This window comes from Rodentibacter trehalosifermentans, assembly GCF_002000545.1.
GTDB classification, from domain to species: domain Bacteria; phylum Pseudomonadota; class Gammaproteobacteria; order Enterobacterales; family Pasteurellaceae; genus Rodentibacter; species Rodentibacter trehalosifermentans.
Window position 1 is genome coordinate 23,117 of record NZ_MLHL01000037.1, and the last position, 15,213, is coordinate 38,329.

Annotated in this window: 11 protein-coding genes, 2 tRNA genes and 1 rRNA gene; all 14 read right to left on the reverse strand. The window is 43.0% G+C overall.

Features of this window, described 5'->3' with window-relative positions; translation table 11 throughout:
- Positions 1-226 precede the first annotated feature (226 nt).
- Positions 227-4,255: a DNA-directed RNA polymerase subunit beta gene (gene rpoB / locus BKK52_RS07050; RefSeq protein WP_077478374.1), complete on the reverse strand. Its 4,029-nt coding sequence runs from the start codon at positions 4,253-4,255 to the stop codon at positions 227-229.
- 379 nt (positions 4,256-4,634) lie between these two features.
- Positions 4,635-5,006: a 50S ribosomal protein L7/L12 gene (rplL, locus tag BKK52_RS07055; protein ID WP_077414190.1), complete on the reverse strand. Its 372-nt coding sequence runs from the start codon at positions 5,004-5,006 to the stop codon at positions 4,635-4,637.
- A 54-nt stretch (positions 5,007-5,060) separates the two neighbouring features.
- Positions 5,061-5,552, reverse strand: coding sequence for a 50S ribosomal protein L10 (gene rplJ, locus BKK52_RS07060; RefSeq protein ID WP_077414192.1), 492 nt, complete (start codon positions 5,550-5,552; stop codon positions 5,061-5,063).
- Between the two features lie 286 nt (positions 5,553-5,838).
- Positions 5,839-6,228, reverse strand: coding sequence for a RidA family protein (locus BKK52_RS07065; RefSeq protein WP_077474275.1), 390 nt, complete (start codon positions 6,226-6,228; stop codon positions 5,839-5,841).
- Between the two features lie 254 nt (positions 6,229-6,482).
- Positions 6,483-7,229 (reverse strand): MlaA family lipoprotein, encoded by a 747-nt coding sequence (locus BKK52_RS07070; RefSeq protein WP_077478376.1) that lies wholly within the window; start codon positions 7,227-7,229, stop codon positions 6,483-6,485.
- Between the two features lie 26 nt (positions 7,230-7,255).
- Positions 7,256-9,649: an LPS assembly protein LptD gene (gene lptD / locus BKK52_RS07075; RefSeq protein ID WP_077478378.1), complete on the reverse strand. Its 2,394-nt coding sequence runs from the start codon at positions 9,647-9,649 to the stop codon at positions 7,256-7,258.
- A 77-nt stretch (positions 9,650-9,726) separates the two neighbouring features.
- Positions 9,727-10,242, reverse strand: coding sequence for a DNA-3-methyladenine glycosylase I (locus BKK52_RS07080; protein WP_425272081.1), 516 nt, complete (start codon positions 10,240-10,242; stop codon positions 9,727-9,729).
- Complete coding sequence (aroE, locus tag BKK52_RS07085) at positions 10,239-11,057, reverse strand: shikimate dehydrogenase (RefSeq protein WP_077419655.1); 819 nt, start codon at positions 11,055-11,057, stop codon at positions 10,239-10,241. The genes BKK52_RS07080 and aroE overlap by 4 nt, the downstream gene beginning before the upstream one ends.
- Positions 11,058-11,060: 3 nt before the next feature.
- On the reverse strand, positions 11,061-11,612 hold the full coding sequence (tsaC, locus tag BKK52_RS07090) for an L-threonylcarbamoyladenylate synthase type 1 TsaC (protein WP_077419656.1): 552 nt from the start codon (positions 11,610-11,612) through the stop codon (positions 11,061-11,063).
- Positions 11,609-12,151: a DNA topoisomerase family protein gene (locus BKK52_RS07095; protein WP_077419657.1), complete on the reverse strand. Its 543-nt coding sequence runs from the start codon at positions 12,149-12,151 to the stop codon at positions 11,609-11,611. Before BKK52_RS07095 ends, tsaC begins: the two co-directional genes overlap by 4 nt.
- 304 nt (positions 12,152-12,455) lie before the next feature.
- On the reverse strand, positions 12,456-14,381 hold the full coding sequence (locus tag BKK52_RS07100) for an ABC transporter ATP-binding protein (RefSeq protein ID WP_077419658.1): 1,926 nt from the start codon (positions 14,379-14,381) through the stop codon (positions 12,456-12,458).
- A gap of 475 nt (positions 14,382-14,856) precedes the next feature.
- Positions 14,857-14,932, reverse strand: a tRNA-Trp gene (locus BKK52_RS07105).
- Between the two features lie 16 nt (positions 14,933-14,948).
- Positions 14,949-15,025, reverse strand: a tRNA-Asp gene (locus BKK52_RS07110).
- 13 nt (positions 15,026-15,038) lie between these two features.
- Positions 15,039-15,154 (reverse strand): 5S ribosomal RNA (gene rrf / locus BKK52_RS07115).
- Positions 15,155-15,213 lie beyond the last annotated feature (59 nt).

The following is a 15,213-nucleotide window of genomic DNA, read 5'->3' on the forward strand; positions in this document are numbered from 1 at the left end:
TTAAAGTGCGGTTAAAAATTAACGAGAATTTTGACCGCACTTCGGCGATTTCAAGTTTTATGCTGTTGTAAATCTTGCCTTCCCCTGCTTTGCGGGGGAAGGTGCCCGCAGGGCGGAAGGGGGCTAAAATTCCCCCCTCAGCCTTCGGCAGCCCCCCCGTAAACGGGTGGAGCCAAGGGATAACATCATTTCAATATATTCATCAATGTGCATTAAGCACCATTGATTACTCTTCGTCTAACTCGATGTTTAAACCAAGTGAACGGATTTCTTTCATAATCACGTTGAAAGATTCCGGTGTACCCGGATCCATTTGTTGGTTGCCGCTGACGATGTTTTTATACATCTTCGTACGACCATTCACGTCATCAGATTTCACGGTTAACATTTCTTGTAAGGTGTAAGCAGCACCGTATGCTTCAAGCGCCCATACCTCCATCTCACCGAAACGTTGACCACCGAATTGTGCTTTACCACCCAATGGTTGTTGTGTAACAAGACTATAAGAACCCGTTGAACGAGCATGCATTTTGTCATCAACCAAGTGGTTCAATTTGAGCATATACATGTAACCAACGGTAACAGGACGCTCAAATTTTTCACCGGTACGGCCATCATATAAGGTGATCTGACCGGAAGTCGGTAAGCCGCCGAGTTTTAACAACTCTTTGATTTCCGTTTCATCTGCACCATCAAACACTGGGGTGGCAACCGGTAAACCTTTACGCAAGTTATCTGCTAAACGTAACACTTCTTCATCAGTGAAACTGCTTAAATCCACTTTTTGTGAACCTTGACCTAAATCATAGGCTTTTTGCATATAACTGCGTAATTTTTCCACTTCTTGTTTTTGTTTAAGCATCGTATTGATTTGATCACCAATACCTTTTGCCGCCAAACCTAAGTGGGTTTCAAGGATCTGACCGATATTCATACGGGACGGTACACCCAATGGGTTTAATACAATTTCAACCGGTTGACCGTTTTCATCGTATGGCATATCCTCAACAGGGTTAATTTTTGAGATAACCCCTTTGTTACCGTGACGACCCGCCATTTTATCACCCGGTTGGATTTGGCGTTTCACCGCAAGGTATACTTTCACCACTTTCAACACGCCCGGTGCGAGATCATCGCCTTTGATGATTTTCTTACGTTTCACTTCAAGTTTGAGTTCAAACTCTTTACGAAGCTCTTCGTATTGCTCGGCAAGCTGCTCTAATTGGTTTTGCTTCTCTTCATCAGCAATGGTTTGCTCTAGCCATTTAGTGCGCTCTAATTTATCTAACTGCGCTGCATCTAAGCCGCCTGCGATAAGAAGATTGCGAACGCGTGCGAATAAACCGGCCTCTAAGATTTCTAATTCATCAGAAAGGTCTTTTTTCGCTTCTTTTAATTGCATTTCTTCAATTTCTAGCGCACGTTTGTCTTTTTCCACGCCATCACGGGTGAAGACCTGTACGTCAATAACCGTACCGCTTACGCTGTTTGGTACGCGTAATGAAGAATCTTTTACATCAGAGGCTTTTTCACCGAAAATTGCACGTAACAATTTTTCTTCCGGTGTTAATTGGGTTTCACCTTTCGGTGTCACTTTACCGACTAAGATATCGCCACCTTTGACTTCCGCACCCACATAAACAATACCGGATTCATCTAATTTGCTGAGTGCCGATTCACCCACATTTGGAATATCTGCGGTGATTTCTTCTGCCCCTAATTTAGTATCACGCGCCACACAAGAAAGCTCTTGAATGTGAATAGTGGTAAAGCGATCTTGTTGCACCACCCGCTCAGAGACAAGCATGGAGTCTTCGAAGTTATAACCATTCCATGGCATAAACGCCACACGAATATTTTGACCTAACGCCAACTCCCCTAAATCCGTTGAAGGGCCATCAGCCAATACCTCGCCACGATTAATCGGATCACCTAAATTCACACAAGGAATTTGGTTGATACAGGTATTTTGGTTAGAACGGGTGTATTTAATGAGGTTATAAATATCGATCCCCGCTTCGCCTGCAACGGTTTCATCTTCGTTGACTTTAATAACGATGCGTGAGGCATCTACATATTGAACGATACCACCACGTTTTGCTACCACTGCCACACCTGAGTCGAGGGCGATTGGTTTTTCCATGCCTGTTCCCACTAACGGCTTATCAGCACGCAATGTTGGAACAGCCTGACGTTGCATGTTTGCCCCCATCAAGGCACGGTTCGCATCATCATGCTCAAGGAATGGGATCAACGCCGCCGCCACCGACACCACTTGCTGAGTAGAAACGTCCATATAATGAATATCTTCAGGTTTATACAAACCGGATTCACCACGTTCACCACGAGCGGTAACAAAGGCATCGGTAAAACGATTGTTCTCGTCTAAATTAGAGTTCGCCTGTGCGATGATATAGTTTGCTTCATCAATGGCAGATAAATATTCAATTTCTTCCGTGACCTGACCGTCAATCACCTTACGATATGGGGTTTCTAAGAAACCGTAATCGTTCGTACGGGCAAAGGCGGAAAGGGAGTTGATCAAACCGATGTTCGGCCCTTCAGGGGTTTCGATTGGACATAAACGACCATAGTGGGTGTTATGTACGTCACGCACTTCAAAGCCGGCACGTTCACGAGTTAACCCACCCGGACCTAATGCAGAAATACGACGTTTATGGGTTACTTCCGATAGTGGGTTGTTTTGATCCATAAATTGCGAAAGTTGTGAAGAACCAAAGAATTCTTTCACTGCCGCAGAAATTGGTTTTGGATTAATTAAATCTTGTGGCGTGATCGCATCTAAATCGCCTAAAGATAAGCGTTCTTTGACCGCTCTTTCTACACGCACCAGACCAATGCGGAATTGGTTTTCCGCCATTTCACCTACGGAACGGATACGGCGGTTACCTAAATGATCAATATCATCCACTTCACCACGACCGTTACGGATATCAATGAGTTTACGCATCACCGCAATGATATCTTCATGACTTAAAATACCACTGCCCACCCCCTCAGGAATACCTAAAGAGCGGTTGAATTTCATACGACCTACTGCAGATAAATCATAACGTTCTGCGGAGAAAAATAAGTTATGGAATAAGGCTTCTGAGGACTCCGGTGTTGGTGGCTCGCCAGGACGCATCATACGATAGATTTCGTAAAGTGCACTGGTTTTATCGTAAGTCGGATCAACCCGCAGGGTCTCAGAAACATAAGGGCCGTAATCTAAGTCATTTGTGAAGAGGGTTTCAACAACGTTGTAGCCTGCTTGCGCTAATTTCGCCAAAATTTCTAAAGAAACTTCGCCATTTGCCGGACAAATAATTTCGCCGGATTCTAAATCCACATAATCTTTTGCAGCAACTTTTCCGACGATATATTCGGTCGGCACCACAACCTGCGTCACTTTATCTTTTTCTAAAGCTTTAATGTGACGTGCAGTAATACGGCGACCACGTTCGACATAAACTTTGCCGTTGACTTCAATATCAAAAGAAGCGGTTTCACCACGCAAACGTTCCGGCACAAGGGGCATTAATAATTGATTTTCGGCGATTTCAAAGGTCACTTTATCGAAGAATAAATTTAAGATTTCTTCGGTGGTGTAACCTAATGCACGAAGGATAATGGTTGCCGGTAATTTACGGCGACGGTCAATACGGGCATAAAGGTTGTCTTTCGGATCAAATTCAAAATCCAACCAAGAACCACGGTAAGGAATGATGCGTGCGTTATAAAGCACTTTACCTGATGAATGGGTTTTCCCTTTATCAGAATCAAAGAATACACCCGGGCTACGGTGTAATTGTGAAACGATAACACGCTCAGTACCGTTAATAACAAAGGTACCGTTATCCGTCATCAATGGGATTTCCCCCATATACACTTCATTTTCTTTAATATCTTTGACAGCACGTGAAGAAGATTCTTTATCGTAGCTGACAAGACGTAATTTAACACGTAAACCCGCTGCATAAGTTGAACCACGGATTTGGCATTCACGCACATCAAATTCCGGTTCTTCTAAACGGTAATCAACATATTGTAATTCGGTATAACCATTGTTACTAACAATGGGGAAAACTGAACGGAAAGCGGCTTCTAAGCCTTGCTGACCTTCAGGATCTTTTTGAATAAATTTATCAAACGAATCTAATTGAATAGTTAATAAATAAGGGACATTTAAAACTTGCGGACGTTTGCCGAAGTCTTTACGAATTCGTTTTTTCTCAGAATAGGAGAGACCCATTGGTTGGTTTTCCTCTATCAATTTTAGTGAGACTGAGTTGACATAAGAAAAGTGCGGTCACAAAAAACAACGTTTTTTGAACGTTGGCTCTGCCAACGGCTCCGAAGGAGTGAGTAAATCACGTTAGTGATTTACGAATAATTTTGACCGAGTTTAGCTTATATCAAGGTATAGACACCGTTTCAGGAACCGCACTCTGAACCTTACTTCTGTAGTGGGTTACTCAAATTAAAACGTCTATTATTAACTTGAGTGGAAACAGATAAGATTAAACGGAAAATGATTATCTGTTTTTTGTGCTTATTTTGATAGCACAAAATGGCTGATGGTAAACCACCAGCCATTAAGCCTGAGAAACAGGGCATTAGTAAATCAACAATTATTTGATTTCTACTTTTGCACCGGCTTCTTCTAATTCTTTCTTAAGCGCTTCAGCTTCTTCTTTAGAGATGCCTTCTTTTAACGCTGCAGGTGCAGACTCAACTAAGTCTTTTGCTTCTTTTAAGCCTAAACCGGTTGCACCACGTACTGCTTTGATTACAGCTACTTTGTTTGCACCCGCTTCAGCAAGAACGACATCAAATTCAGTTTTTTCTTCTGCTGCCGCTGCTGCACCACCTGCCGGTGCTGCCGCTACAGCTGCCGCTGCTGAAACACCGAATTTCTCTTCCATCGCTGCAATTAATTCAACGATTTCAGTTACAGTTTTAGAAGCAATCGCTTCAATGATTTGTTCGTTAGTTAATGACATAACAATCAATTCCTAAAATAAATAAAGTTAAATGAAGTAAGAAACGCTTGATAATTAAGCTGCTTCTTGTAATTTGTCGCGTAATGCTGCAAAAGTGCGAGCAAGTTTGCCTGCCGCAGCTTCTTTCATTGTGCCCATTAAACGTGCAATTGCTTCTTCGTAAGTTGGTAGTGTTGCTAAGAATTCAACATCTTGGATCTTACCTTCAAAGGCTGCACCTTTAATTTCAAACTTATCGTTTGCTTTAGCAAACTCTTTGAACAAGCGAGCTGCTGCGCCCGGGTGTTCGTTAGAGAACGCGATAAGTGTCGGACCTACAAACGTATCTTTCAAGCATTCGTAATCTGTGCCTTCAACCGCACGGCGTAATAAAGTATTACGAACCACACGCATTGTCACACCCGCTTCACGAGCTGATTTACGTAATTCAGTCATTTTATCAACAGTCACACCGCGAGAATCCGCGATCACTGCTGAAAGTGCACCTTTGGCTGCTTCATTTACTTCAGCAACAATTGCTTGTTTGTCTTGAAGATTTAATGCCATTGGCTTTTAGCTCCTGAATACACTCCGATTTCTCGGAATTAATTTACCCAATCTAAGATTAGGACGACTTCGGTGCCCAGAAGCAAGAAAAATTCTTATTCTGTACACCATCTACGTAGGATGATTAAGATTGCTCCCCTACGGTCTTGGACGGGGCTTGAATAGGTCAAGCACCAACCAGAAATCTCACGCACTTGGCGTAAATAGGTGCGGGATTATAGAGCTAAAACCGCACCTTGTAAAGTCTATTGTTGAAAAATACGGCGAATTTTAACCGCACTTTTTGTTATTTTCTCACGGCAATGGCTTCAATTTCCAAACCTACATCTTTTGGTAGACGCGCCACTTCCACACAGGAACGTGCCGGGAAATTAGGGTGATGATTCTCTTTAAAGAAACGCTCATATTCCGCATTCACCACGGCAAAATCATTTAAATCTTTTACAAATACGGTCGTTTTGACAATATCTGCCACCGTTAAACCGGCTTGTTCCACAATCGCTTTGACGTTTTCTAAAGATTGACGGGCTTGTGCCACAATATCTGTCGGCACCTCGCCAGTTGCCGGATTGACCGGAATTTGACCTGAGGTCAATACCAAATTCCCTAAATCGACCGCCTGAACATAAGGGCCGATTGCGGCAGGGGCGTTTTCCGTATGAATCACTTTTGTCATTTTCTTCTCCTTTATTTCGGTTTCATTTCAGTTTAATTCGACATTATGTAGCAAATGCACAAACCTGATTTTGGGTTATTTGCAGGGACACACTGCGTGTGTCCGTTATAAAAAGCAAACAATATCAACGGATTATCAAGCGGACACACGCAGTGTGTCCCTACATTTTGTTGAAATTCCTGTTTTTGTGTAACTGCTGCATAATACCGGTTTAATTAAGAAAAGTGCGGTTAAAAATGACCGCACTTTGTAGGTTAATCAATTTCTTTCAACACATCATCAGAAAGCTCTTTTTGCGAACCTTCTTTTACTTTTCCGTCATTCACCTTAAATTCTAAATTCTGATAATAAGCCTCACGGAAGGTGACATAAGGATCTTGCGCTTGGTTTAACAATTCGGCGTTATCCAAATTCTTCGCACGGGTATCCAGTACTTGTACGCCATATTTAACCAATGAAAGCGGGTTACCCGCCACCCATTCCCAGAACGGATACATATAGGCGGCATCCACAATTGCACCGGTGAGTTGGCGAGGAGTTGTCGCATTATATAAAGGCAAAACCATATAAGCCCCGGCATCAACGCCGTAGCTGCCTAGCGTTTCACCAAAGCCGCGTTGTTCGTAAACCTGCAATTCTTTGCTTGCACTGGCAAAATCAATCAAACCGCCTAAACCAAAAACGGTATTAATCCAAAAACGGTTAAAATGCACGAAGGCCTTTTTCGGTTCACCTTCGATCATTCGGTTCACAAAACTTACCGGCTCATCTAAGTTATTCGCCACATTTGTCAGCCCTTTGGTGACCGGTGTCGGCACATAATCACGCCATCCTTTCGCCGCCGGTTCCAACACATAGCGATCCACGACGTTATAGTTAAAATCCCACATAGTGCGGTTAAACCCTTCCATCGGCTCATTGCGTTCACCATCGGATTTTGTCGCACACCCACTCAACACCATCGCACTCAAAAGTGCGGTCAAAATTACTTGTTTTTTCATTCGCTATCCTATTGTCGATAGTTCACTTATAAACTATACGCCTTAATATACGGCAACTTACCTTTTTTGAGCATTTCTTGAATGCCGCTTTGGTGATCAGTCGTGCCTAAACCGCGTAATTCAAAAGTCACACCGATACTATGATCATACACCACGTCATCTTGCCCTTGGTTTTGACGGCTGGTGACATAACGTCTTGCGCCGACGCCCACCGCCCAACAACAGCTGTTATATTGCACGCCAAGATATTGTTCCACCGGTTTTTTCAGGGCTAAATCTTGATAATATTTTCCCACAACCGCCCAATTATCCGTGACTTCCCAAGCCGCCACCAAACCTAATTGTTTAATATCTTGGTTATAAGCATTGGCAGAACGCCCCAAGTTTTGGTCAATATAGATATCTTGGTTATAAGCATTGGCAGAACGCCCCAAGTTTTGGTCAATATAGGCTTGGCTTGCATAGCGATAATTTAACTGAATTAAATTATTTCTTTCCGGATTGTATTCAATACTGGTATTGGCTAATGAGGTTTTTTTCAACTGAGTATCATATTGATAACTACCGTGCCAGTTCCAGTGATCATTGAGTTTCCAATTTGATTCCAACGCCCAAGAGGAAGAAGAACGCTGCGTACTGTTTGCCGGATTGCTGTCAATTCGGGAATCCGTTAAGTAGTAAGTTTGTCCGGCAGAGAAATTAAAACGTTCCGTTGAATGTCTGTCATAAAAACGGGTTGTACCGCCCAAGGTCACTTGATTTGCCGAAGCAATACGGTCTAGCCCGCTGTAACGGCGATCACGGAATAAAGAATAGTAATCTTGCTGAACCAGTGAGGAATCATAGCCATAACCTAAGTAATCATTGGTACGGCTTGAACCGATATTGCTTTGATCACGATAGGGGCGATATAAATACTGAATTCGAGGCTCAAAAGTTTGCGTATAATCTTTTAAGAACGTGGTATCCCGTGCCAAAACCGTTTGTAAATCCACTTTAACCTGTGGAATAACCCGATTGACCCGTTTATCCACCTCCTCTGCACCGACACCTTTTCCTTTTTTCTGCTGATAATGGGTGCCATAAAGTTTGGTTTCAATATTTAAGCTGCCGTATTTATTCGACATTGTTGTGGCTAAACTTGGCTCGATATGAAAACGCCATGCCGTCGGCATCAAACTACTGTCATTATCAAAGCGTACTGCTTGTGAGAATAATTTGAAATCTAACCAACCGTTAGCTAAATCATTTTTATAATAGTTAAAATCTATTTGTGGCAACGCACGATAAGGCCCGATATCCACCTCATCAAAAATTTGGAATTGGCGTGCAGAAATGGCGAAGTTGTAATTTGGCTGATAGTAGGCAATACGGGCATATTGGTTGGCATAACCGTCGGTACTGCTACCGTAATCAGAGGTAAAATCCGTGAAATAGCGTTTATCACTGACACGCGTATAATCAATATTCAAACGCCAATTTTCAAGAAAAGCGGAACTGTGCCCCCAATAAAAAAGATGACGTTTACGATTATCGCCATAATATTCATCATAGCGATCACGCCCTAAATACTCACCGGCAATTTTACCTTCACCCAGCGGCGTTAAATAACGAAATTCACCGTTTAACTGCCAACCACGGTGCGACATATATTTCGGTGTAATGGTCGCATCATAATTTGGGGCGATATTCCAATAAATCGGTTGGGCATACCAATAGCCATCACGACTTGAGCTTCCGGCACTTGGAATTAACAAACCGGAACGACGGCGATCGCCAATCGGGAGCTGTAAATAAGGGGTATAAAACACTGGCACCCCCAGCACTTTAAAGCGGGCATGCCACATTTCTGCATACTCTTCTTTAATGTACTGGCGAATTTCTGAGGCATCAACCGCCCATGCATTATCATTGGGTAAACAGGAGGTAAAGGTGGCATTTTTCATTACCCGAATATCATCATCCAACGCAATATTTTGCGCTTTTCCCCGCCCTTGGCGCCCGACCAATTGATAATCGGCATCTGTTACATTGCCCGCTTTAGAATCTAAATTAAAATCCGCATCTTGCCCAAGCAAATTGATTTGATCGTCTTTATAATCAAACCCGCCCCGCACATAGGCAAAACGTTGTAATGCCGCGCCTTCTCCAATTTGTTTAACTTCCACCGAGTCGGCAATCAAATGGCGATTGCCTTGTTTGAGATCGGCATTGCCTTTGTAAATAGCATTTGTTGGCTGATTAATTTCCGCATCGTCCGCTTCAATATAAACAGGCAAATCATTGGGATTGCCCGATACCGCCTCACCGGAAAACTTGGGTACGCCCAGTAAACACTGAGTACGCAAATCCGCCAACCCCGTTTGGCTATAAAGTGCGGTCAAAATAGAGAGAGAAATTAAAGTATATTTTTTATTCATAATTCAATGTTTCATTGATGAAATTGAGCCGATTATACTGGAATATCATTTACAACAACAACCATTTATATGGTCGTTCACCAATCCCATTGCTTGCATAAAAGCATAACAGGGGTTTCCCCGACAAAGACAAAGCCCCGTTTTTTCAAGGCTTTTGATAGGGCTTTAGAGCGTTCGGTGCTAGCCGGTATCACAGCGATATCCGGTACATCATTCACAATAGGCCGGTGGTTAACAAAAGACCAGATAAAATCACTGAAATTCTCACCGCACTTTTCCATGGCTAAATAAGCCTTTGCATTTTTAACAATGGCCTCTAATTTCGCACGGTGGCGAATCAACCCTGCATTTTGCATACAGGCATCAATATCAAGTGCGGTCATTTTTGCCACTTTTTTCGGTTCAAATTGATGAAATGCCGCACGATAAGCCTCGCGCTTTTTCAACACGGTAATCCAAGAAAGCCCTGCCTGTTGCCCTTCTAAACAGATTTTCTCAAATAATTTTTGGCTATCAAATTCCGGCTTGCCCCATTCGTTATCATGGTAAGCCACATAAAGCGGCAAATCGCCTGCCCACGGACATCTTGTCATTGAATTTCCTTTTTCAGTTCGTGGTAAACCTTGGCAAAATCCGGCATCACACCACGCCATAAGTGAAATGAATGTGCCGCTTGTGCCACCAACATCCCCAATCCATCGCTAACATTCGTCAATCCTAGAGTTTTACAGTTAGAGATAAAAGGCGTATCCGAACCTTTAGCATATTGCATATCATAAAAAGCCTTCCCCAATTTGAGAATAGCTGCCGAAACCGGGGCGGTATTTCCACACAATCCCGCCGACGTCGCATTAATCACCAAATCATAAGATTGCTCGGGAATATTATCCATCGCCACCGGTTGCACCTCACCATAAGGTTGGAATGTTTCAGCCAAGTGTTCCGCTTTTACCAAGGTGCGATTGGCTAACACAATCTTTTGCTCGGCTTGTAATAGGGGCAATAAGACCCCTTGCGTAGCCCCCCCTGCCCCCAAAATTAAAATACGCTGATGGGGTTTTATCCAATTTAAACGCTGTAAATCCGTAACTAACCCGATGCCGTCTGTATTATCAGCATAAAGCCTGCCGTCTTCTAATTTTTTTAGCGTATTACAGGCTTGTGCAAGTTGAGCCCGCTCGCTGTATTCATCAGCAAGTTGATAGGCCCGTGCTTTAAAAGGGGCGGTCACATTAGCGCCTTTTGCGCCCTGTGAAAAAAATGTAGCAAGTTGTTGCTCAAAGGTGTCTAAATTCCCTAATTTTGCCTCATAGTGCATATTTTGTTGGGTTTGCTCGGCAAACTTGCCCTGAATTAATGGCGATAAACTTTGTGCAATAGGGTTACCCCACACCGCATAATTATCCATAGATTATCCTTGTCTAAAAAGTTGGTTGGTGATCAAATCACGAATTTCAGAGGGATTTTGGGCTTTTCCCACTGCCCAATCTAATACCGGAAAATTCTCACCAAATTGTGACCGCACTTCCGCTGCCGTTCGGCAGGGCGGCGCACCGGTTAAATTCGCACTCGTCGAAGTCAAAGCAAAACCGGTTGCCTCGCATAACGCCAGCACTGCCGGGTGATCGGTTAAACGCACGGCAATACGGTTAAATTTTCCGGTAAGAAAAGCAGGTACATTCGATTTTGCCGGCACTACCCAAGTAATAGGATTTTCATTATGTGCTTTTAATCTCGCCAATCGGCTTTCATCTAACTTATCAATATCGACAAAAGGGAATAAAAAATCGAGCGTTGGCGCAATTAAAATCAACCCTTTTTCCATGGGACGCTGTTTTAAATCAAGTAATTTTTTGACCGCACTTTCACTGAACGGATTACACCCCAGACCAAATACTGCTTCTGTAGGATAGGCCACTACCTGATCTTGTAATAAATAGTCGGCAATTTGTTGTAACATCATTTGGCTATCTCAAAACGATGGCGACAGGCTTTATTGGCACATTGCATATGCTGATGTTCCTCATTTTCACGTTTTAACAAGGCAAGCGGAAAATCGCACACGGGACAAGGGATTGCATAGGGTTTCGCCGGTAAAGAAAATTGACAATGGGGAAAACACTCACAACCATAAAATGTTTTGCCCTGCCGTCCACGGCGAGCCACTAAATGCCCTTTTCCACATTCAGGGCAAGGCATTTGCGCCTCGGTGTTTTGTTCTTCATGCACCACAAAATCACATTGGGGATAAGCACAACATCCAATAAACATACCAAACGATCCCTGCTTCAACGCTAAGGCATCTCCACATTGCGGACAGGTTTCCTCAAGAGTTTTTAATACCTTATGTTCAACCCGCTGCAAAGGACGTAAATAATCGCACTGCGGATAAGCGCTACACCCCAAAAACAACCCTTTTTTGCTTTGTTTCATTTGCAAAATCGCCCCACACTTCGGGCAATATTCTTCTTGTTTGGTATGATGAAAAAGGGATTGATTCATTTCATTTTCACATAAGTTAGGTTGTTATAAAAAAACCGCCAAAAGGCGGTTTCTATGATACGATTCACTCCGGTTGGTCGGGCGATGAGTTAACCCGACTGGTCCTCGGGTTAGCTCGCCTCCCAAATCTTACCGATCTAAGGAGGTGATGATGAGTGAAATACTTTAGATTAATCCTAATCTTAATCATTATCCTGTTGCTAACTTCGGACACCACTATCGTAAGATAGCAACCCAACCAAGAGAGCGGAGCAAACCGCTCCCTTGGTTGGCTATTGTATGCGTAACCTTGCTTTTTTTCAAGCTAGGCATTTAATATCATTTCTTCCAGTTTCTCTTGGCTTTCCATCCAATCGGCTTCTACGGTTTCCAAGGCTTTTTTGGTTTCCACTTGTTGTGCCAAAAGTGCGGTCAGTTTTTCTTTATTTTCTTTACTGTAAAGTGCCGAATCCGCTAAACGCTGTTCAATGTCCTCCAGTTGTCCGCTTAAAATATTCATTTTTTCTTCTAACTGCGTGATCTTTTTACGAAGTGGTGCGGTTTGTTGGCGTAATTCCGCTTCTCGGCGTTTTTGGTCTTTACGGTTTTGACCGGAATGGATATTTTCCGATAATATTTTTTCTTCGGCAAATTTTGTCGAAGATTGGCTATTGTGCTCTATGAGCCATTTTTGATAATCCTCTAAATCCCCTTTAAATTCATCAACTTGTTTATCGTGCACCAAGTAAAATTCGTCCACCGTATTGCGTAGCAAATGGCGGTCGTGAGAAACCACCACCAACGAGCCCTCATAATCTACTAAGGCTTCCGTTAAGGCTTGACGCATATCAAGATCCAAATGGTTTGTCGGTTCATCCAATAACAACAAATTTGGGCGTTGCCACACAATCAATGCCAACACCAAACGGGCTTTTTCCCCCCCAGAGAAGGAAGAAACCGTCTGATTTACCTTATCACCGTGAAAAGCAAAACGCCCCAAATAATCTCGCACCTGCTGTTCTGTTTGCTCCGGTGCAAGTTTTTGCATATGCCACAGGGCGGATTCTTCTGCGCGCAACGTATCAAGCTGATGCTGGGCGAAATACCCCAACTGTACCCCTTTAGCAAGCTGCACCGTGCCAGAAAGTGCGGATAGCTCTTGGGCGAGAAGTTTAATTAAGGTGGATTTTCCCGCCCCGTTTTTACCCAATAAGCCAATACGGGAACCTGGCACGAGATTGAGTTTAATTTTGCTTAAAATTTCAACCGCACTTTTCCCCTCACCATAGCCGGCACTGGCCTGTTCAATCATCACCAAGGGATTTGGCAAGGAAAGCGGCGGAAGGAAAGTAAAAGTGAAGGGATTGTCCGCATACGCCGGGGCGATAAGTTCCATTCGTGCTAAAGCTTTCACACGGCTTTGTGCTTGTTTTGCTTTGGTGGTTTTGGCTTTAAAGCGATCAATATAGCGTTGCAAATGGGCAATTTTTTGCTGTTGCTGACGATACATCGCCGCCTGTTGGGCAAGTTTGGTGGCACGTTGCACCTCAAAAGAAGAATAATCCCCTGTATATTCGTTAATCTTTTGATGCTTAATATGCAAAATTTTATTCACGATAGGATCGAGAAAATCACGATCGTGAGAAATCAACACTAATGTGCCTTGATAGCTCACCAGCCAACGCTCAAGCCAAATCACCGTATCCAAATCTAAATGGTTAGTGGGTTCATCCAGCAATAATAAATCCGAAGGACAAAGCAGTGCCTGCGCCAAATTCAACCGCATTCGCCAACCCCCCGAGAAGGATTTTACCGGATGTTGGGTTTCTGCCTGCGTAAATCCCAAGCCATGCAATAAGGTTTCCGCCCGTGATTGAATGCTCCACGCATTGATCGCATCAAGTCTGTCGTGAATTCGTGCAATGGCGTTGCCGTCATTATGTTCATTCGCCTGCGCTAATTCCGCCTGCAAACGGCAGTATTCACGATCCCCTTGAATCACATAATCTAATGCAGAGATTTCCAATGCGGGCGTTTCCTGATTCACCCACGACACCGCCCAATTTAACGGATAAGTCACTTCCCCCCCTTCGGGTTGAAGTTCTTTTTTCAACAATGCAAACAACGAGGATTTGCCACAACCGTTTTTCCCCACCAACCCCACTTTTTGCTTTGGATTGATGGTTGCCGTGGCATGTTCAAGCAATTGTGTTTGCCCACGTTTTAAGGAAACATTACTTAATACAATCATTTTTATAAGATAGGATTCAATTTGGGGTTATTTTGCAACATTATGAGAAAAACACAAGAAATAGAAAAGGGTAAAAAATAAATTCTATTAATAAAAAATCCGCACCGTAAATTCGGACGTTCAATCCAATGTTTAAGAGGCCGATTTAATTAACAACATTTGGTTAAACTAATAATGCCTAATCATTTTGTTGATTGGATATTACTATTGGTAACCAACCACCACGTAAAGAAAGGATAAAGTAGGTGATATTCGGATCGCTGGTTATTTACACCACACTTTAATAATTAAAGAAGGTACCAATCTGCTTATTTTAAGTTCGCCTGATTTTTACATAGTGAAAAATATTCCCACTTAAAAGCAAATCATATGATTAAGTTTGAAAATCGCATCATATTTACAGCACAGTTAGAGGAGGATTTTTATAAGAAGAATTTCTATAGTATTGTAAACTATTGAAAATAAAGGATTTAAATGGCAGGGGCGGAGAGGCTCGAACTCCCAACACCCGGTTTTGGAGACCGGTGCTCTACCAATTGAACTACGCCCCTATTGGTATGAAAAGATTGGCGGAATGGACGGGACTCGAACCCGCGACCCCCTGCGTGACAGGCAGGTATTCTAACCAGCTGAACTACCACTCCGTAGAATATTGATAATTGGCAGTGTCCTACTCTCACATGGGGAAACCCCATACTACCATCGGCATTACAACATTTCACTTCTGAGTTCGATATGGATTCAGGTGGTTCTATTGCATTATGGCTGCCAAAAAACTTTATTTCTTAAATCTACTGTAAAAATAGACTTAAGAAATAAAAACCCGGCGGTG